We start from the raw sequence: 18,847 nt of genomic DNA on the forward strand, positions 1-18,847 counted from the left end.
GTGGCAACTTAAAATAGGCTGTCCACCTGCAAAACAGTATCAACAAAGGCGTAAGATGACAGAGATACAGCAGCTGCTCACCGAAACGATTGAAGAGATAAATCAGCGCGAGAAACGGGATAACCGGCCGCGCTTCAGCATCAGTTTTATCCGCAAACATCCTGGCTTGTTTATCGGCATGTATCTGGCCTGGCTGGCTACGCTCGCCGTGATGCTGCAGTCCGAAACCCTCTCCGGTTCGGTATGGTTGCTGGTTGTGCTGTTCATCGTGCTAAACGGCTTTTTCTTTTTCGATGTTTACCCGCGCTACAACTACGACGATATCGATGTTCTCGATTTTCGCGTCTGTTATAACGGCGAGTGGTACAACACCCGCTTTGTACCTGATGGTTTGATTGAGGCCATTCTTCACTCGCCGAGTGTGGATGAGGAACACAAAGCGCAGCTACGGAAAATGGTTGAGCGTAAAGGCGAACTCTCTTTTTACGATGTTTTCACTCTTACCCGCCCTGCTGGCGCACAATCAGCCGGTTAAGCGCACTTACCGCCGCCGGAAACCGCGCGGCGGAGGTATTACCGTAACCCAATACCAGCCCACTTGATGCCGCGTTTTGCTCAAGCCAGAAACGGCTTAATGCATGCGGCGCAAGCTGGAGTTGATGCGCTTCGCGAACAAGAGCCTGGTCGTCAATCCCCGGAATCGACAACGCTAAATGCAGCCCACCGCCGCCACCATATACATGATGATCAACCCGCATTTCGCTGTGTAACGCCTCCAGCAAATGTGCCTGCCGCTTGCGGTAAAGACGCCGCATCGCCGCCAGATGGCGCGTGTAATGTCCCTCTTCAATAAAACGCGCCAGCGTTAGTTGCTCTGCCCGGTGGCCCCCGCGTAATAAACTACCAATAACCGGCGCAGCAACCTGCGCCAGGGCGGGCGGCATGACCATAAAGCCAATACGCAGCGATGGAAACAGCGTCTTGCTGAATGTCCCGATATAGACCACCGGCGGATGAGCCACCATGCCGAGCATCGCGGGAATAGGCTCGCCCGGATAACGGAACTCGCTGTCATAATCGTCCTCGATAATCCAGCTCCCCACACGACGGGCATAATCCAGCAACGCCAGTCGCCGGGTTGCACTCATCACCTGGCCTAAGGGATATTGATGCGACGGCGAGGTGTAAATAATGCGCGGCGTAGTTGCCTTCACATCCAGCCGCATACCTTCGTTATCGACGCCGATTCCCGTGACATTCAACCCCGCCGATAAAAACGCGGTTTTTGCACCGCCATAACCAGGCTCTTCCACCCACGCTTCATCACCGGCATCGCACAACAAACGCACACACAACATCAGTGCTTCCTGCGCACCTTCAGTGATCACAATCTGTTCGGCGTCACAATGAATACCGCGGGAAATCGCCAGATGGCGCGCAATCGCCGCGCGCAGACGCAGTTCACCGGCAGACGCGCCATAATTCAGCAACGCGTTGCCCTCGTCGCGCCATACTCGCTCCGTCAGACGCCGCCAGATAGCCAGCGGAAAATAGTTGGCGGCGGGAATGCCGGGAGTGAATGCCAGCGCGGGTGAATAACGCTGAACACCGCCGGGTAGCTGTTGTACGCCGCGCGCCAGCCTGACCGGTGGCGGCGTCTGCGGTGAACGTTCAACATTTGTCAGTGTAGCGACACGCGTTCCTTGCCGGTCACGCAATACATATCCTTCCACCGCCAGCTGCTCAAGCGCCGTGTTAACAGTATTGCGCGAAAGCACCAACGCCTGCGCCAGTACGCGCGAACCCGGCAACAGGCTACCCGATTTTAACCTGCCATTACGTATCGCATCACGCAGCGCCAGATAAAGCGTCCGCTGCCGCGTCACTCCCACGCGCGCCGCCAGCGGCTGGCGCAGTAGCGCATATAACTCATCGTCCGGAATGTTCATTTCACGCTCTCAATCGTGGCCCCATAAGACTATAGCGGTATGGCTCTTTTTAGGGAACCAGTACCACGTTACGCTGGCGGCATATCAAAAGGAGCCACAAATGAACGCATTCAACGTGTATCAACAGCCGATCGGTGCAGCGCTGCCGGGCTGGCATCCGCGACCTTTCCCCGAGCGCGTAGTGCTGAAAGGCGATTATTGTCGTCTCGAACCCTTGCAACCAGGACACGCCGCCGCACTGTTTCAGGCGCATCAACGTGCAGGCGACAACCGTAGCTGGACATGGTTGTTGCGCGAACCCGAGCAGGATGAAGCCGCATTTAGCGCGTGGGTCACCAGCGTATGCGACCTTCGCGATCCGCTTCATTTTGCCGTTATCGATAAGCCAACCGGTTTGCCGGTTGGCAGCTTATCGTTGATGCGCATTGATGAAAAAAACGGCGTGGTAGAAGTGGGCAGCGTGCATTTTTCGCCCCTGCTAAGCCGTACCCCGGCATCGACAGAAGCCCAATGGTTACTGATGCGCTACGTTTTTGACACGCTTGGCTATCGCCGCTATGAGTGGAAATGCAACAGTCTGAATGAACCTTCACGCCAGGCCGCGCTGCGCTTAGGTTTTCAGTTTGAAGGCCGCTTTCGTCAGGCACTGGTGAGTAAAGGCCATAACCGCGACACAGACTAGTTTTCAATTATTGATAGTGAATGGCCTGCCGTGGATAGCGCGCTGCAACGCTGGCTTGCCGCCGATAATTTCACGGCTGACGGCAAGCAGCGTTATTCCCTGGCATCGCTTCGCGCTTAGCGTCTTTTCTTTTTACCCTGCACGGCTTTGAAGCGCGGGTTAGATTTGCAAATCACATACAAACGCCCTTTGCGCTTAACGATTTGGCAGTCAGGGTGGCGTTGCTTCGCGCTACGTAGTGAATTCAGCACCTGCATCATTTACTCCTTTTTATCGGCAAAAAAGCGGCCATAACGCTGCTGGAAACGCGCCGCGCTGCCTTCGTTAGCAATCACTTTCTGTTTACCGGTGTAATACGGGTGCGAAGCGGAAGAAACGTCAATCGTGACGTACGGATACGTCACGCCTTCCAGTTCAATTTCGCGGTCCGTTTTAATGGTCGAACCCACTTTGAAATACTCATTGGCGCTGGTGTCGTGAAACACAACGGTACGGTAATGGGGGTGGATATCAGGTCTCATCATTCACTCTTTTGTTTTGTTATAACATAACAAAAGTTTATCGAACTTATTTGCCCATTTCAAGCATTCCGCGTTATGCGTTTTTTGCAAAAGCACATGATCCTGCCCGGTCATAAATTAGAAAAGAACGTTATTGGTTGAAGTGTTTGTCATAAGGCAAGCTGTGACGACACCCAAATATGAGGAAAAGAAAATGCGCTGTTGTTGCCGCCGAACCCTGAGCCAGAACCGACATCTTTTTAACGTCCCCGGAGACCACAATGACCGCGACAACACTGCCTATTCTCGATCTCGCCCGCTATACGCAACGCGCTGAGCGCGACACCTTTCTTGCCGACCTGCGCCATGCCGCGCGCGATATCGGCTTCTTTTACCTTATTAACCACGGCGTCGATGACGCGCTACAGCAGGCTGTCCAGCACGAAGCCCGGCAATTTTTCGCGCTTTCTGATGCGCAAAAACAGCAAGTGGCGATGATCCATTCTCCGCATTTTCGCGGCTACAACCGCGCAGCATCAGAAATCACCCGCGGGCAGCCTGACTGGCGCGAACAGTTTGATATCGGCGCGGAACGCCCGGCTTTGCAGCTCAGTGAAAATGACCCGCGCTGGCGACGGTTACAAGGCCCAAACTTGTGGCCAACGGCGCAGCCGACGCTAAAACCCGCCCTGCTTAACTGGCAACAGGCAATGACCAACATGGCGATCACCTTGCTGCGCGCCTTTGCCGAAGCACTGCACCTGCCAGCCAACGCCTTTGATGCGTTGTATGGCAGCAAGCCCAACGAACACATCAAACTGATCCGCTATCCCGGCCAGCAAAACACGCAGAGCTCACAGGGCGTCGGCGCGCATAAAGATTCGGGTTTCCTCAGTTTCCTGCTGCAGGACGAGCAAAAAGGGTTGCAGGTCGAAATCGAACCCGGCCGCTGGATCGATGCGTTACCGCTGCCAGGCAGCTTTGTGGTCAATATTGGCGAGTTGCTGGAGCTGGCGACAAACGGTTATCTGCGCGCCACCGTGCATCGCGTGGTATCGCCCCCGGCCGGCCAGCAGCGCCTCTCTATCGCCTTCTTCCTCGGCGCGCAACTGGATGCCGTCGTCCCGCTTTACACACTGCCACCTGAGCTGGCACAGGAAGCGCGCGGGCCAGAGAGCGACCCACAAAATCCGCTACTGCGCGACGTGGGATGGAACTACCTGAAAGGGCGTCTGCGTTCCCACCCGGATGTGGCGGAACGCTATTACCGCGATGTGCTGCGCGAACGCACAGAACAACTGATCGTCTAATAACAACACAGGAACACACATCATGAAACATGCCGCATTCACTCTGGCAGGGGTTGCACTGTCTCTTTCACTGGCCTGGTCTTCCGCCCAGGCTGCCGCTCTGCGCGTTGCTGCCGACCCGGTACCACACGCGGAAATCCTTAATTACATCAAAAAGATCGACCCAAAACTGGATCTGCAAGTTGTCGAGCTAACCAGTGGTGCTAACGCCAACGAACTGCTGGCGAACGGCGACGTCGATGCGAACTATTTCCAGCATGTTCCTTACCTGAAGGATCAGGAAAAAGCGCTGGGCAAAACCTTTGCGGTTGCCGCGACGGTACATATCGAACCTCTGGGTATTTACTCGCACAAATATAAAGATTTCAAATCGCTGCCCAATAACGCCACCGTAGCCGTACCGAACAACGCCACCAACCTGAGTCGCGCGCTGTTTCTGCTGCAAGCGCAGGGATTAATAAAACTCAACAGTAAGTTCACCGACCCGGCAACTACGCTGGCAACACCGAAAGATATTGCCGAAAACCCAAAACACCTGAAGATCCTTGAGATCGAATCGCCGCAGATCCCACGCTCGCTGGATGATGTCGATCTGGCGGTAATAAACGGTAACTACGCGCTGGAAGCCGGGTTAACCCCGGCGAAAGATGCGCTCGGCCTGGAAAGCGCGAGCCACAACCCGTATGCCAATATTCTGGTTACCAACCCGCAGTTGGCTAACGATCCGCGCATCAAAGAACTGGCGAAAGATCTCACCTCGCCGCAGGTGGCGGAGTTTATCCGTAAGCAATATAACGGCTCGGTGATCCCGGTCGCGCCGCAGTCATGATAGAGATTGAAGGGCTGAGCAAAACCTATGCCGGAACAGGCCGACCGGCGCTGAAAGAGGTCTCGCTGAGCGTACCGAAGGGGGCGATTTACGGCATCCTTGGGCGCAGTGGCGCGGGCAAAAGCACGCTGATTCGCTGCCTTAACTTGCTGGAGCGGCCCACGGCGGGCCGCATTATTATCAACGGCAACGACATCACGCAGTTAGACAAAGCGGCATTGCGCGAGCATCGCCTGCGCACCGGCATGATTTTCCAGCACTTCAATTTACTGCATGCGCGCACAGTGGCCGACAATATTGCCGTGCCGCTCGAAATCGCTGGCGTCGCAAAAGCGCAGCGCCAGGCGCGCGTCGAAGAGCTGCTCTGGCTGGTCGGCTTGAGTGAAAAAGCCGATGCCTTTCCCTCGCAGCTTTCCGGTGGGCAAAAACAGCGCGTCGGTATCGCCCGCGCGCTGGCGACAAGGCCAGACGTGCTGCTGTGCGATGAAGCCACCAGCGCGTTAGATCCCCAAACCACCGCGTCTGTGCTTGAGCTGCTGGCAGATATCAACCAGAAACTGAAGCTCACCATAGTGCTGATCACCCACGAGCTGGAAGTGGTGAAAACCCTGTGCGATCACGCCGCGCTACTGGAAAATGGCGAGCTTATCGAGAGCGGAAAAATCGCCGATTTGCTGGTCGCGCCGTGGTCAAAACTGCGCCAGGCGCTACTGCACGATCCAAAAGCCGAACAGGCGTTTTTGGCCCGCCATGGTTTTAACGGGAGGCCGTTATGCGTGGTCGCATGAGCTGGGACGATCTCTGGCCGCTGCTGCTTAACGGCACGCTGGAGACGATTTATATGGTTGGGTTGGCGGCATTTTTCACCGTACTGATCGGTTTGCCCGTCGGCGTGCTGTTATTTGTCTCACGCAGTAACGGGCTGGCACCAATGCCAAAACTGAATGCCTTGCTGGGTGCGGTGATTAACTTTGGCCGCTCACTGCCTTTTATTGTGCTGCTGATTGCGCTCATCCCTTTTACCCGCGCGCTGATTGGTACTACGCTTGGCAGCACGGCGGCCGTGGTGCCGGTGACCATCGGCGCATTTCCTTTCTTCGCACGGTTAACGGAAAACGCGCTCGATGAAGTGGATTACGGGCGTATTGAAGCCATTCTTTCGATGGGCGGTAATCTGTGGCATGTGATTGCCAAAGCGCTGCTGCCGGAGGCGTTACCCACCCTGCTGGCGAGTATCACGCTTACTATCGTTATGCTGATTGGTTTCTCGTCGATGGCTGGCGTAATTGGCGGCGGCGGTCTTGGCGATTTGGCGATTCGTTACGGCTATCAGCGGTTTAACGATCAGGTCATGGTCGGCACAGTGGTGATTCTGGTGGCGCTGGTGCAAGGGGTACAAATGGCGGGCGACAGGCTGGTGCGCCGCCTGGCGCACCGACGATAAGGTTTACTCTTGCGCCTCTTTACCCACGAGCAAGGTGGTCAGCACAAACGACAGGACAAGCGCGATGATCACACCTGAAACCGCAAAGACAAAGTACGGGCCAATATAGGCCGGCAGGCTGAAAATGCTCGACAAAATATAGCCATACAGCCGCACGCCGAAGAAGGCGATGAACGCAGAGGCCAGCGAGCTTGCGACGGTGGCGGCGATAAAGGCTTTTTTGTAGCGCGTCAGTACGCCAAACAGCGCCGGTTCCGTGATCCCCAGCAGCGCGGAGATAGCCGCCGACAGCGTAACGGTTTTGTCCTGGCGGTTTTTACTCAACCGCCAGATAGCAAACGTCGCCCCGGCAATCGCCATGTTTGCCATAAACATCATCGGCATCAGCATGTCGTAACCGCGCTCGCTAAAGTTCTGTAATGCAATCGGCGTCATCGCGTGATGCATCCCGGTGAGGATCGCCACCGGGCGAATCGCGCCGACAATCAGCCCGGCAAAACTCGCCGACACGCCAAACAGCCCTTCAATAAACCACGCCAGCGCTTTGCCCAGGTAAATACCAATCGGGCCAATCACCACCAGCGCCGCCAGCGCGCCGAGAAACAGCGTCAATGTTGGGGTAAAAACGGTTTTCAACACATCGGGCATGATGCTATCGACCCAGCGATGAATGTAACTTAACGCGAGGATCGAGAAGATAACCGGGATGACGCTGGCCGAGTAGTTAAACACCGACACCGGCAGCGCATTAAGCAACCAGAACGCGCTGACCGCGCCATCCTGATGTGTTGCCAGCGCTTTTGCCGCCTCAATCAGCGAAGGATACATCAGGCAAGCGGCAATCGCCGCTGCGAGATATTCATTGGTCTTGAATATTTTTGCCGCCGAAACCGCAAGGAAAAACGGCAGGAAATAGAAAACACCGCTGGCGATAAGATCGATAACCATCACCGTATCGCTTTTCGCCGATACCACTTTTAGCGCAATCAACCCGGCCAGCAGACCTTTAATCATCCCGGCACCAGCAATGGCGGGCACAATCGGCCCAAACACGCCAGATACCGTATCCATAAACATCGACACCAGGCTTTTGCGCGCTTTCCCCTGCCCTGCCGCGTGTTCTGGTGCCTTACCCAGCATGGCCAGTAGTTGCTCGTACCAGCTATTCACTTTTGGACCAATCACAATCTGGAACTGGTCACTTTGCAGTTGTGCGCCCAGCACGCCCGGCAGTTTTTTAATTTCGTTCTGATCCACTTTGTCATCGTCGATCAGATCAAAACGTAAGCGTGTCATGCAGTGCCAGACGTTGTTGATATTATCCCGTCCGCCCACCAGGCGAATAATATTGCCGATGGCTTCTTGCGTCCCCATAAAAACTCCTGCCGGATGTGTTGTCGTTTTACTCATTGCCTCAAATGGTAGAGAAAGCCAAATTTTAAAACAAACCAATAAAATATGAATCGCATCACAATTACCAATCAACAAGCCATAAAAACGCAACAAACCTTAAATTGGTTTGGTTTTTAATTAAAAAAAGAAGCAATAACTGACCAAAAAATTTATTCCACAAAACAGTTTACCTTTCGCCAAAATTAGGGCGAAGATAATAGCCCTCACTCGCTTATCTCACGCTGTAAAGGAGTTCCCGTGACGCCCACGCTTATCCAGAATATCGAATGTTTTATCACCCGGCCCGACCGCCACAACCTGGTGGTAGTGCGGGTGACAACCGATAAAGGCATCTCGGGGCACGGCTGTGCCACCTTCCAGCAACGCCCACTGGCGGTGAAAACGCTGGTCGATGAATATCTGAAACCCTTGCTGATAGGCCGTGATGCCAACCACATTGAAGATCTCTGGCAAATGATGAACGTTAACGCCTACTGGCGTAACGGCCCGATCATGAACAACGCCATCTCCGGCGTTGATATGGCGCTGTGGGATATCAAAGGTCAGTTGGCGGGCATGCCGCTGTACCAGTTGCTCGGCGGGAAATCACGGGATGCTATCGCCGCCTACAGCCATGCCAGTGGCGAAACGCTGGAAGAATTATTCACCGCCGTCGACAAGCTGGCGGCTCAGGGCTATCGCCACATTCGCTGCCAGCTCGGTTTTTACGGCGGCACGCCCGCGCAACTGCATACGCCGGAAAATCCCACAACCGGCGCCTATTTTGATCAGCAGGAGTACATGGCCAACACCGTGGCGATGTTTAAAGCGTTGCGGGAAAAATATGATTATCGCTTGCAGATCCTGCACGATGTTCACGAGCGCTTATTCCCGCAACAAGCGGTGCAGTTAGCAAAGCAGCTTGAGCCGTATCAGCCTTATTTTATTGAAGATATTCTGCCGCCAGCGCAAAGCGCATGGCTGGATCAGGTGCGCCAGCACAGCAGTGCGCCGCTGGCGATGGGCGAGTTGTTTAACAACCCGGCAGAGTGGCACGAGTTGATTGTCAATCGCCGCATCGATTTCATCCGCTGCCACATTTCGCAGATTGGCGGCATCACACCGGCATTAAAACTGGCGATTCTGTGCCAGGCATTCGGCGTACGGCTGGCCTGGCACGGGCCGGGAGATATGACGCCCATTGGTGTGGCGGTGAATACGCATTTGAATATTCATCTGCATAATGCGGCGATCCAGGAGTATATCCCCCGCTCCGCCAGCACAGACGCGGTGTTTCCTGGCGCGCCGGAAGTCAAAGATGGCTTCGTCTATGCGCCGGAAAAACCGGGCATTGGCGTCAGTTTCGACGAGCAGCAAGCGCTGGCGCACCCTGGCATCTATCGCCCGCATGAGTGGACGCAAAGCCGCCTTGCCGATGGCGCCATCCACACGCCGTAACGTCAGCCACCACCCTGGCGGAAGGTGAGGTTTTCGCGGTTATGCGGAATGACATACGTACAGGTGTAGTTGATATCAATAATGTCGCTGATCTCATACACCTGCCCGCCTTCCAGGATACCGCGATTACTAATATGCATTGCCGGGCTGCCCTTTTTACAGCCCAACAGCACCGCCTGTTCGCGGCTCACGCTCACCGCCCGGTAGGTGGTCAGGAGATGTGAGATCCGGTAGCCTTTGCCCAGCACATACTGCTGGATCGAACGTTCAATGATCTGCTGGTTGAGATCGGCAAACCCTTCCACCGGCATGCGGGAAATCTCAATCTGTACCGCTTGTTCGTCGACAAACCGCAGGCGGCAAAACTGCCAGATAAAGCTCTCTTCGTCCAGGCCAAAGATTTGCTGTTCATCGCGGTCCGGGCGCTTTTTATGCAGGCTAATCATGCGAAAACGAATCTGATCAAAACGCTTTTCGGTGATGGAGTTGTAAACCAGCGGATTGCTGCGCGCCTGCTCGTTAATCCAGATGCCGGAACCCTGCACAATATTCACCACACCAATACTCGCGAGTTTTTCCAGCGCCTGTCGGATAGTAAAGCGCGAGACGCCATACTCCTGAGCCAGTTGGCGTTCAGGCGGGAGTTTGCGCGGGCCAGGCGCGCTGATTTGATAAATTTTGCTTAGCAAATCCTGGGTCACAAACTCTTTTTTTTTCATCCTTTCTTTCCTGAAAGAAAACAATCGCTGCCGCGTGTTATAACATCAGCGGCTAAAAGATACTCCTCGTTTATCAGTATCAAAGAAGGATTTTTGATCATGACCAACCGACGACTGATGAGTCTTGCGACAGTTGCTCTGGTGCTCGCCATTTTCCTGCCGGTGAGCCTGAGTATCTGGATGAGTCACCGCCAGGCTGAAGAAAACTTTATGAATGATCTGGACGCGTACTCTACGCTGGCAGAAATGCGTACCCAACGCGTCATCAACCAGAGTAAAGCCGCGCTTCGTGAGCTGGATGCCTACGATGGCGCGCCCTGTACGCCAGAACATTTGTTGACGATGCGGCGTATTTCTTATTCATGGCGCTATGTGCGCGAAGTTCTTTATATGAACGGGCTGCAACCGATCTGCTCATCACTACAAGCCGACAGCCATATTCCGCCTTTTCCCGAGCCCGGGAAGATCACTACCGATGGCTTTCGCGCCTGGCTGACTCGCCACAACGATCTGGGTCTGGCGAAATATATGGTCGCAATCGGCAGTGCGCACTATGTGGTGATGGTCGATCCAACGTCGTTTATTGATATTTTGTCGCATGGCACCGCCCCCGTTTATATCGCGCTTATCAATACCAAAACGCACCAGCGCATTGCCGGAAGCCCCCGGCTGACTGCGGCCAGGCTGGCACAAATAAACCAGCAGGGTCCAACGCGCATCATTACCAATGGCGAGGTCTACCGGATCGAGCGCGATGCGGACATGGGGCTGGCAATTGTTACCTGGATGGCGATTGCGCCGCTGGAAAAAAACTGGCATCGGTTACTGATGATTTGGTTGCCACTCGGTTTGCTGGTAAGCCTGCTGCTCGCTTTTGTCATGTTAAGGCTGCTGCGCCGTTTGCATTCACCGCGCGCGCAGTTGCAGGACGCCATTCACGGACGCGAAATTACCGTTTTTTTTCAACCGATTGTTGAGCTCGATAACGGCAAGATAGTCGGCGCGGAGGCGCTGGCACGCTGGCGGCAGAAAGATGGCAGTTACCTTGCGCCAGATATTTTTATTCCGCTGGCGGTGCACAGCGGTCTGATGCCGCAGTTGACCAAACTGGTGGTCGAAACCGTATTTTCCACTCTCGGATCCTGGCTGCACCAACACCCGGATCAACATATTTCGATTAACCTTGAGCCGGCGGATCTGCTTGATCCTACACTGCCGGATCTGCTGGCGCGTCTCCTCGCCCAGTGGCAGCTCTCGCCAACACAAATCGCCCTTGAACTCACCGAACGCGGTTTCGCCGATCCGGCTGTGAGCGGCCCGGCAATCAGTGCGCTGCGCGCCGCCGGACACGCAATTTACATTGATGACTTTGGCACCGGCTATTGCAGCCTGAGCTATCTGCAAAATCTGGATGTCGACATCATCAAAATCGACAAATCGTTTGTCGATGCGCTGGAGTACAAAGCCGTAACGCCGCACATCATCGATATGGCGAAAGCGCTCAGGCTGGCGATGGTGGCAGAAGGCATTGAAACCGAAGGCCAGCTTCAGTGGCTAAAGAAGTATGGCGTGGAGTACGGCCAGGGCTGGCTCTACAGCAAAGCGCTGCCGCCTGACGCGTTTATTCAGTGGGCGGAAAACAACCTGCGCGCCGCCTAGTTTTGCTACTGTTAAAAGTGGTTTAACACGCGGAGGAAGCATGATGAAAAAGCAATCCTGGCCGCTGCATGATGTCCGGCATTGGCTGGAACCCGGCCCGGTGGTACTGCTCAGCAGCCACTGGCAAGGGCAAAACAATATTATGACCCTGGGCTGGCACACGATTCTGGAGTTTACGCCGTCGCTGGTGGGCTGCATGATTTCAGCGGGAAACGCCAGTTTTGCGCGCATTCGCCAGAGCGGTGAATGTGTAATTAATCTGCCGGAAGCCAGCATGATTGATACCGTTTCACGCATCGGTAACTGCACCGGCGATGACGTCGACAAGTTCGCGAAATTTGGCCTGACGGCAGAAAAAAGCGACAAGGTCAGCGCGCCGTCGATAAAAGAGTGTTTCGGGCAGTTCGAGTGCCGGCTCTACGATGACGCGATGGTGGATAACTACAACTTCTTTATTTTTGAAGTGGTTGCCGCACGGGTTAACCCCCAGCCGGAGTGGCCGCAAACCCTGCATTATGTCGGTGGGGGAGTATTCCGTACCGATGGCGACGTGCTGGAGCGCAAGGCGCTGTTTACCAAAGTTTCCTGAGCGACCACTTATTCGTCAAGAATGGGAACGAAGCCCCCGTAAATCAAACGTTTGCCGTCAAAGGGCATCTCGTTGCCCAGCTCGCGCATCCGCGGGTCAGCCATGATTTTCTGATTCGCGGCGTCGCGTATCTCTTTTGATGGATATTCAATCCAGCTGAAGACGACCTCTTCGTTGTCTTCAGCTTTCACGGCCATGCGAAAGTCGGTGAAATTACCGTCGGGAACATCGTCCGCCCAGCATTCGACAATCCGCGTGGCGCCATACGCTTTAAACAACGCGACAGATTTTGCCGCCAACTGGCGGTAGGCCTCTTTTTGATCGGCCGGCACGGCAACCACAAAACCATCAACATACTTCATGAGTTGATCTCCGAAGTGGCCGTGCGGCAGGACACCCCCGCCGCATCAGGCCCGATAAGTTTAGTCTTGCCGCCAGCAAAAGGCGTAACGCACCTTGTCCATGTTGAGAATAAACTCTTCCGACACGCTTGGGCTCCAGGAGTCATCGCCGCCGACTCCCATATGGAACGCATCAACATGCAGCCAGCAACCAGCCTCTTCACGCAGCAGATGATGATGTGTGGTTTCGCGCAGTTGCTTATCGCTGTAGCGCCCCAGCGAGAAGTGGAAATCGCCGTCCAGTCGATGCGCGCCATAGCGTAACATGCGCGTATCGCAACGCAGGCCATTCTCGCCGGGGAAAATATAGGGCGTATGCAGCGCAGCAAGCGGCAATGTCCACAAACCCTGGCGCGCCGCCAGTTTACGGTCGGGGTAGTTTTCATGCGGCCCTAACCCTAACCAGCTTGCCTGCGAATGGAGTTCTGCGAGCTGGCAAACCAGGCCGACACGCGCCGGTGGCGGAATATCGGTTGCCACCTGTACCTCCACGTCACCGTGCAATACACCGTGGCTATCAATGCGCCAGCGCTTATGGCTGATAAACGCCGTTTTTCCCGCGCCCACCCAGCAATGTCCCGTATGAATAACAACGTCTGCTGCCCCCTCTTCCGCCTCGCAATAGAGCAACTGCGCGTGCAGGTCATACATGCCAGCCGCTTTCCAGCGCTCTACCCAGGCGTTAGGATCAATGCGCGTCACTTCGCTGATGCCAATATCGTTGTCCAGCGGCGCGCGGGCAAAGCAGTCCGTGAGCGGCGTTAACAGCGTCGGTTGCTCATCGCGCCACCACTGCACCAGGTTGCCGCTTTGGCGACTGAACTGCCAGCGCTGATGACCAGCGCTGACTGTGTAATCCAGCTCGCTCGTCTGCAACGCCGGACGCGTACCTTTAACCTCACGCGGTGCACTATACAGCGGGGCAGGTAAACGCCACTGATCCCACGCGCAAAGGTGTTCCGCCGCCGACCAGCGCGTTGCCGCCCGCTGGTAAACCTCGACATTCAGCCATACATCTCCCGGGGCCGCATGCAGTTCAGGGAGCGTGAGCGCAATTTTCTGTTTTCCTTGCGGCGCGATATCGAGTGCCGTTTCTCCCTGTGCCAGAACCTCGCCATCACGCTCCACGCGCCAGCGCAGGGACTCGTTATCGGCAGCGCGGAACAGGTATTCGCTCTCCACCTCAATAACCAGCGGCTGGGTACTCAGCAGGCTGAACTGGAAAAATTGCTGGGCGCGCTGCGCTTCATACAGCGCCGGATGCGGTGTTCTGTCCGGGAAAACCAGCCCATTCATACAGAACTGTCGGTCATTTGGCGTATCGCCAAAGTCACCGCCATACGCCCAGAACGGTTGTCCGTTCTCGTCCTTTTTCGTTAGCGCCTGGTCGACCCAGTCCCAGACAAAACCGCCCTGCAAGCGCGGCGCGGCGCGAAAGGCCTGCCAGTATTTGGCAAAGCCGCCGAAGCTGTTGCCCATCGCGTGGGCGTATTCACATAAAATCAGCGGGCGGTTTTCATCCGGCAAACCGATCCACTTTTTGATTGACCACTTCGGCACCGCCGGAAATGGCTGATCCTGGTCAACGCGCGCATACATTGGGCAAACAATATCGGTCGCGGCGGTGTTCGCCCCGCCACCTTCATACTGCACCGGGCGCGTCGGATCGGTGGTTTTCAGCCAGCGATAGAGCGCATCGTGGTTCGCGCCATGCCCCGACTCATTTCCCAGCGACCAGATGATGATCGATGGATGGTTACGATCGCGTTGCACCATGCGGGTTACGCGTTCGCTCATCGCCGGAAGCCAGAGTGGATCGTCAGCGAGACGGCTCATCGGCACCATACCGTGGGTTTCGATATTGGCTTCATCCACCACATATAAACCGTACTCATCGCACAGCTGATACCACAACGGATGATTGGGATAGTGAGAGCAGCGCACCGCATTAAAGTTATGCTGTTTCATTAGCTCAATGTCGCGACGCATGGTGGCTTCATCTATCGCCTGCCCGTTTTCCGGGTGGTGCTCGTGGCGGTTAACGCCACGGATCAGCAACAGTTTTCCATTAAGTTTCAGCAAGCCGTTGCTGATTTCAACCTGGCGGAACCCGACATTACAGGCTTCCACTTCCAGTACATTTCCCCGTGCGTCGAACAGTGTTAGCGTCAGGCGATAAAGGTGCGGCGTTTCAGCGCTCCACAACAATGGAGAAGCCACCGGCAACGTGACGCTCAGGCGCTCTGCCCAGCATCCGCGCTCATCAACCACTGCGCTGCCCGGCGTTTGTTGCGCTTCGGCGATTTTTTCTTCCCCTCGCCATAACGCAAAAGCGACGCGGCAATCGGTAAAATCGCCTGCAAGCCGGGCATAAACCTGCAACTGCCCGTGAGTCAGTTCCGCATTTAACTGCGTAACGTGGTGAAAGTCGGCAATGTGCGTGACGGGCTTACGCTGTAGAGAAACGTCACGGAAAATGCCGCTCATCCGCCACATATCCTGATCTTCCAGGTAACTGCCATCGCACCAGCGCAGCACCATCACCGCCAGCCGGTTCTCTCCGACCTTCAGTGCCTGACTTAAATCAAACTCAGCAGGCAGGCGGCTGTCCTGTGAGTAGCCGATCCATTGCCCGTTACACCACAGATAAAAAGCCGAGTTCACCCCGTCAAAAACAATACGGGTTTGCCCGTGCACCAGTTCTGATTCGCTCACCTCGAATGTGAGCGAGTAACAACCGGTCGGGTTTTGTTGTGGTACAAACGGAGGATTTACCGGGATCGGGTAAGTGACATTGGTATAAATCGGCGTATCGAAACCCTGCATTTGCCAGTTTGAAGGGACTGGCATTGCCACCGCATCAGCGCAATCTTCCTCGATCCACCCTGCCGGCACCGCTTCTGGAGCAGCGAAAAAACTGAATAGCCATTGACCGTTGAGTAAGCGGCGTGCGGGCGATGGCGCGTTAACACGCGCAGAGACTTCATCGCGCCAACTGCGCATCGGCGCATGCGCGGCTAAACGGTGCCAGTGCGTGAGGACCGGGTTCTCCCAGTCGCGGCGGGAGAGAAGCGAATTTAACGCGGAAGCAGACATAAAAACCTCATTTTGCGAAGCGCTCACAATTAACGGCACAATGACGCATTTTTCACCACAGGTAAAGCCGGTAGCAGGATCAAAGCGAAGGGGATCACAAAAGTGTTAACGGCGATCCAGCATCGCAATCTGCTGCGCCAGTTCGTTTAAGCGTCTGGCAAGGGTTTCACCACTCAGTTTCTGTTGCCGGGCTGGCGCGGTGGAGTGGCGTTCGATGAGCATCACCGGCAGCCGCGTTTGACCTGTGACATCGCCCTGAGCTGACGGGCTGAGTAGCCAGTCGACGCTTCGCTCCCCGGCCTCTTTAAATGCCTGACGGATAGTGGTGAGCGGTGGGGAAAACCAGGCGCTATCGGCGGTATCGTCATAACCCACCACCGAGATCTGCGCCGGCACATCAATTCCTTTCTCGACGCAGGCGCGGATAACGCCAAGCGCCATTTGATCATTTGCCACCAGCACCGCGTCGGGTAACTGGCTGCCCGCAAGCAAACTGTGCGCTTTTTCATAACCGGAAGCCGCGCTCCAGTCACCGTGCGCGCTGGCACAAGGCGTAAGCCCCGCCTGCTGGAGCGCCGTCAGCCAGCCAGCAAAGCGGGTGCGCGCGGAAACCGAAGTCTGCGGCCCGCCGAGTAACGCAATCTGACGATGCCCCTGCGCCAGCAGATGTTCTACGCCAAGCCGCGCGCCTTGCATGGCATCAAACACCAGGCTGTTCACCGCGGCCGTCTCGCCAACATCCAGGAACAACACAGGCGTGGGTGCCGCCTGCTCCGCGAGTTGCTGCGCCAGCGCATCATCAAGCGGCACGTTGATCAACACGCCTTCAACGCGCTGCGCCAGCAGTTCCTGTAAGGCAGCCGAGCAGCTGGCTGCATCGTGCTGCTCCAGCATAGAGATGATCACGCTGGCCGCGGCCTGGCCGGCGCGGGATTTTACCGCCGACGCGATTTGCGATGGCGCATGCAAAGCCAGATCGGTCGTCAACAAACCGAGCGTTTTTGTGCGTTTACCTGCCAGTTGCTGAGCACCGCGATTGGGGATGTAATGCAGTTTCGCCATTGCAGCGAGCACTTTCTCGCGCGTCCTTGGCGAGACATGTGCCGCATCGTTAATCACGCGCGAAACGGTCTGGTAAGAGACGCCCGCATGGCTGGCGACATCATAAAGAGTGATGGTTTTCATAGCGCTTCCCGGCTGCAAACAGTTTTCCAGTATACCCGGTTTGCAGGTCAGTGCCTGTGAGCGCTTCGGAGAAAATACCAGACAGGGCTAAATACAGTTGAAGGATATTTTGCGGGAAAAGAAATAGCGACGAGCCACAAAAGGCTCGTCGGAAACATCATCCGTAATGTGCATTTGAGATGGTTACGTATTTTTATTATGAAACCACCATCACATTTTTTAATGCAATTAAAATGACAGTTTCATGACAAATACATTACTGCTGACGCGGGATCGGGAAGCCTTTTATCGAAATAATAAAGCTGTGCCCTTCTTTTTTAATTTTCGCTCCGGCGTCGCACCAGTCTGATGCGATGCGAAAAAACTCATCACTTCCGATATTCCAGTCCAGACGAACTTGTTTAACAAAACCTGAGCGCAGCAGCTCACAGGCTTCGCCATAGTTGCTGGCGGTTGATAGCAGTTGTTGGTTCATTTTTTCTTCTTCAGAAGTTTACGTAACGCTTTAATTTCTTTAGGAGTTAACGGAGTAGAACTCTCTTCTTCGGTATGCTGGTTATCAATGTCGTCTTCCGATACTCCCGCCTCTTCCGCAGCCTGAAAAGCCAGCAGCAACAGTTTTTCTGTCGCGGTACCGAGATTTTCACTATTTACTTCTGCGTAATGACGAAGTTTCTCTTTTAGCGCTTCATCAATTTTGACGTTTAATACAGCACTGGCCATGATTATCCCTTCTTGTGTGAATAAACATGCTAATTAATACACGAACTTATGGAACTGATCCAGAAATATATTTCAGAATTATAACAACTTAAAAAAACCCTAGATTAATCTGCCTAAGAATTATGACAAAAATATTAAATTAATATGTCATTTAAATGACAAATAAACCTGCGTAAATAAATATATCGACAATGAAATTTAAATAACCTGCCAGCCTCCTGCGGCTGACAGGTTTCAGCGGTGAAAATTATTCCATTCGTCGCGCGTGATCTCCCAAAGCTCGGTGTCCAGTTCTCCGGAGACGTATTGCCCTTTCTCGCAGCGAACCAGCCGCATTCCGCTACGTTCAGAAATCTTTTTCGAACGCGCATTCGCCACGGCTTTCGGTGCGCGCAGCACATCGCGATCGAGCACATTGAACCAGTAATCATTCACCGCATGGCAAGCTTCCGTCATAAAGCCCTGCCCTTGCCACTCCGGTGCCAGCCAGAAACCTCGGTTATTATCTGGCGTATTCATTAAGCAAATAACCCCCATCAACTCTGTCGGGTCTGCTTTGCGACGCAGTGTCCAAAACCAACCTTCCCCTGCGCGGTTTGCCGCCAGCGCAACATTATCTACATAATGCTGCGCGGCACCTTCCGGGTAAGGCCAGGGCACACTGGCTATCAGGTAGCGTACGATTTCCCAGCGCGGGAAAATACGCTGAATTTGCGTGGCATCTTCCGATGCCAGCGGCTTGAGAAGAAGTCTTGCGGTTTCGAGCTCGGGTGTTGCCATTGACCATCACTCCTTTTCAACGCCAACGGATGTTGTTACACCAGAATCCCCTGGTCGTTTTATAAAGTAAACCGCCAGCTCAACACCAAAATTGAGGGGGGGTGAATGGCGCAGCGCATTGCAGTGAATAC

Annotated in this window: 19 protein-coding genes and 1 pseudogene; 9 read left to right on the forward strand and 11 right to left on the reverse strand. The window is 54.7% G+C overall.

Going from position 1 to position 18,847, the window contains the following annotated elements; all coding sequences use genetic code 11:
• The first annotated feature begins 55 nt into the window (after positions 1 to 55).
• Positions 56 to 535, forward strand: coding sequence for a YlaC family protein (locus AAIG26_RS05835; protein ID WP_343180206.1), 480 nt, complete (start codon positions 56 to 58; stop codon positions 533 to 535).
• On the opposite strand, the gene AAIG26_RS05840 is transcribed toward AAIG26_RS05835, so the two are convergent.
• Positions 501 to 1,949, reverse strand: a complete 1,449-nt coding sequence (locus tag AAIG26_RS05840; protein WP_343180207.1) for a PLP-dependent aminotransferase family protein — start codon at positions 1,947 to 1,949, stop codon at positions 501 to 503. The two genes, AAIG26_RS05835 and AAIG26_RS05840, sit on opposite strands and share 35 nt — an antisense overlap.
• Positions 1,950 to 2,049: 100 nt before the next feature.
• Here AAIG26_RS05840 and AAIG26_RS05845 point away from each other — a divergent pair.
• Positions 2,050 to 2,751, forward strand: a pseudogene (locus tag AAIG26_RS05845) (GNAT family protein).
• Here the strand turns inward: AAIG26_RS05845 and ykgO are convergent.
• Together ykgO and AAIG26_RS05855 are read right to left on the reverse strand one after the other, a co-directional pair.
• Positions 2,748 to 2,888: a type B 50S ribosomal protein L36 gene (gene ykgO / locus AAIG26_RS05850; RefSeq protein ID WP_025263710.1), complete on the reverse strand. Its 141-nt coding sequence runs from the start codon at positions 2,886 to 2,888 to the stop codon at positions 2,748 to 2,750. The pseudogene AAIG26_RS05845 and the gene ykgO sit on opposite strands and share 4 nt — an antisense overlap.
• A 3-nt stretch (positions 2,889 to 2,891) precedes the next feature.
• Positions 2,892 to 3,152, reverse strand: coding sequence for a type B 50S ribosomal protein L31 (locus AAIG26_RS05855; RefSeq protein WP_017459984.1), 261 nt, complete (start codon positions 3,150 to 3,152; stop codon positions 2,892 to 2,894).
• Between the two features lie 260 nt (positions 3,153 to 3,412).
• Between AAIG26_RS05855 and AAIG26_RS05860 the strand changes: the two genes are divergently transcribed.
• From AAIG26_RS05860 to AAIG26_RS05875, 4 genes are read left to right on the forward strand one after another with little or no spacing between them, the layout of a single operon-like run.
• Positions 3,413 to 4,441: an isopenicillin N synthase family oxygenase gene (locus AAIG26_RS05860; RefSeq protein WP_045509174.1), complete on the forward strand. Its 1,029-nt coding sequence runs from the start codon at positions 3,413 to 3,415 to the stop codon at positions 4,439 to 4,441.
• A 22-nt stretch (positions 4,442 to 4,463) separates the two neighbouring features.
• Positions 4,464 to 5,270 (forward strand): MetQ/NlpA family ABC transporter substrate-binding protein, encoded by an 807-nt coding sequence (locus AAIG26_RS05865; RefSeq protein WP_045509176.1) that lies wholly within the window; start codon positions 4,464 to 4,466, stop codon positions 5,268 to 5,270.
• Positions 5,267 to 6,058, forward strand: coding sequence for an ATP-binding cassette domain-containing protein (locus AAIG26_RS05870; RefSeq protein WP_020456800.1), 792 nt, complete (start codon positions 5,267 to 5,269; stop codon positions 6,056 to 6,058). Before AAIG26_RS05865 ends, AAIG26_RS05870 begins: the two co-directional genes overlap by 4 nt.
• The gene (locus AAIG26_RS05875) at positions 6,055 to 6,714 is read left to right on the forward strand and encodes a methionine ABC transporter permease (protein WP_343180345.1); all 660 of its coding nucleotides are present in this window, start codon (positions 6,055 to 6,057) and stop codon (positions 6,712 to 6,714) included. Before AAIG26_RS05870 ends, AAIG26_RS05875 begins: the two co-directional genes overlap by 4 nt.
• Before the next feature lie 3 nt (positions 6,715 to 6,717).
• On the opposite strand, the gene AAIG26_RS05880 is transcribed toward AAIG26_RS05875, so the two are convergent.
• Entirely contained in the window at positions 6,718 to 8,088 is a 1,371-nt protein-coding gene (locus tag AAIG26_RS05880) for a PTS transporter subunit EIIC (protein WP_020456798.1), read from the reverse strand.
• A 276-nt stretch (positions 8,089 to 8,364) separates the two neighbouring features.
• Here AAIG26_RS05880 and AAIG26_RS05885 point away from each other — a divergent pair, with 276 nt between their 5' ends.
• Complete coding sequence (locus tag AAIG26_RS05885; RefSeq protein ID WP_343180208.1) at positions 8,365 to 9,564, forward strand: enolase C-terminal domain-like protein; 1,200 nt, start codon at positions 8,365 to 8,367, stop codon at positions 9,562 to 9,564.
• 2 nt (positions 9,565 to 9,566) lie between these two features.
• On the opposite strand, the gene AAIG26_RS05890 is transcribed toward AAIG26_RS05885, so the two are convergent.
• Positions 9,567 to 10,283 carry a GntR family transcriptional regulator gene (locus AAIG26_RS05890; RefSeq protein ID WP_343180209.1) on the reverse strand — a complete coding sequence of 239 codons (717 nt, stop codon included), beginning with the start codon at positions 10,281 to 10,283 and terminating at the stop codon, positions 9,567 to 9,569.
• Positions 10,284 to 10,382: 99 nt separating this feature from the next.
• Here AAIG26_RS05890 and AAIG26_RS05895 point away from each other — a divergent pair, with 99 nt between their 5' ends.
• Positions 10,383 to 11,942, forward strand: a complete 1,560-nt coding sequence (locus tag AAIG26_RS05895; protein WP_343180210.1) for an EAL domain-containing protein — start codon at positions 10,383 to 10,385, stop codon at positions 11,940 to 11,942.
• Positions 11,943 to 11,985: 43 nt separating this feature from the next.
• Complete coding sequence (locus AAIG26_RS05900; RefSeq protein WP_097406268.1) at positions 11,986 to 12,531, forward strand: flavin reductase family protein; 546 nt, start codon at positions 11,986 to 11,988, stop codon at positions 12,529 to 12,531.
• Positions 12,532 to 12,539: 8 nt separating this feature from the next.
• Here AAIG26_RS05900 and AAIG26_RS05905 read toward each other — a convergent pair whose 3' ends face one another.
• From AAIG26_RS05905 to AAIG26_RS05930, 6 genes are all read right to left on the reverse strand, one after another.
• Positions 12,540 to 12,893 carry a DUF1428 family protein gene (locus AAIG26_RS05905; protein WP_020456793.1) on the reverse strand — a complete coding sequence of 118 codons (354 nt, stop codon included), beginning with the start codon at positions 12,891 to 12,893 and terminating at the stop codon, positions 12,540 to 12,542.
• Between the two features lie 60 nt (positions 12,894 to 12,953).
• Positions 12,954 to 16,028, reverse strand: a complete 3,075-nt coding sequence (locus AAIG26_RS05910) for a beta-galactosidase (protein WP_343180211.1) — start codon at positions 16,026 to 16,028, stop codon at positions 12,954 to 12,956.
• A gap of 105 nt (positions 16,029 to 16,133) precedes the next feature.
• On the reverse strand, positions 16,134 to 17,213 hold the full coding sequence (locus AAIG26_RS05915) for a LacI family DNA-binding transcriptional regulator (protein ID WP_343180212.1): 1,080 nt from the start codon (positions 17,211 to 17,213) through the stop codon (positions 16,134 to 16,136).
• A 256-nt stretch (positions 17,214 to 17,469) separates the two neighbouring features.
• Positions 17,470 to 17,688 carry a hypothetical protein gene (locus AAIG26_RS05920; protein WP_020456790.1) on the reverse strand — a complete coding sequence of 73 codons (219 nt, stop codon included), beginning with the start codon at positions 17,686 to 17,688 and terminating at the stop codon, positions 17,470 to 17,472.
• Entirely contained in the window at positions 17,685 to 17,936 is a 252-nt protein-coding gene (locus AAIG26_RS05925) for a hypothetical protein (protein ID WP_017459970.1), read from the reverse strand. The genes AAIG26_RS05920 and AAIG26_RS05925 overlap by 4 nt, the downstream gene beginning before the upstream one ends.
• Positions 17,937 to 18,170: 234 nt before the next feature.
• Entirely contained in the window at positions 18,171 to 18,716 is a 546-nt protein-coding gene (locus AAIG26_RS05930) for a GNAT family N-acetyltransferase (RefSeq protein ID WP_343180213.1), read from the reverse strand.
• Positions 18,717 to 18,847: the final 131 nt, after the last annotated feature.

The organism is Kosakonia sp. PSU_27, from assembly GCF_039409795.1.
Lineage (GTDB): Bacteria > Pseudomonadota > Gammaproteobacteria > Enterobacterales > Enterobacteriaceae > Kosakonia.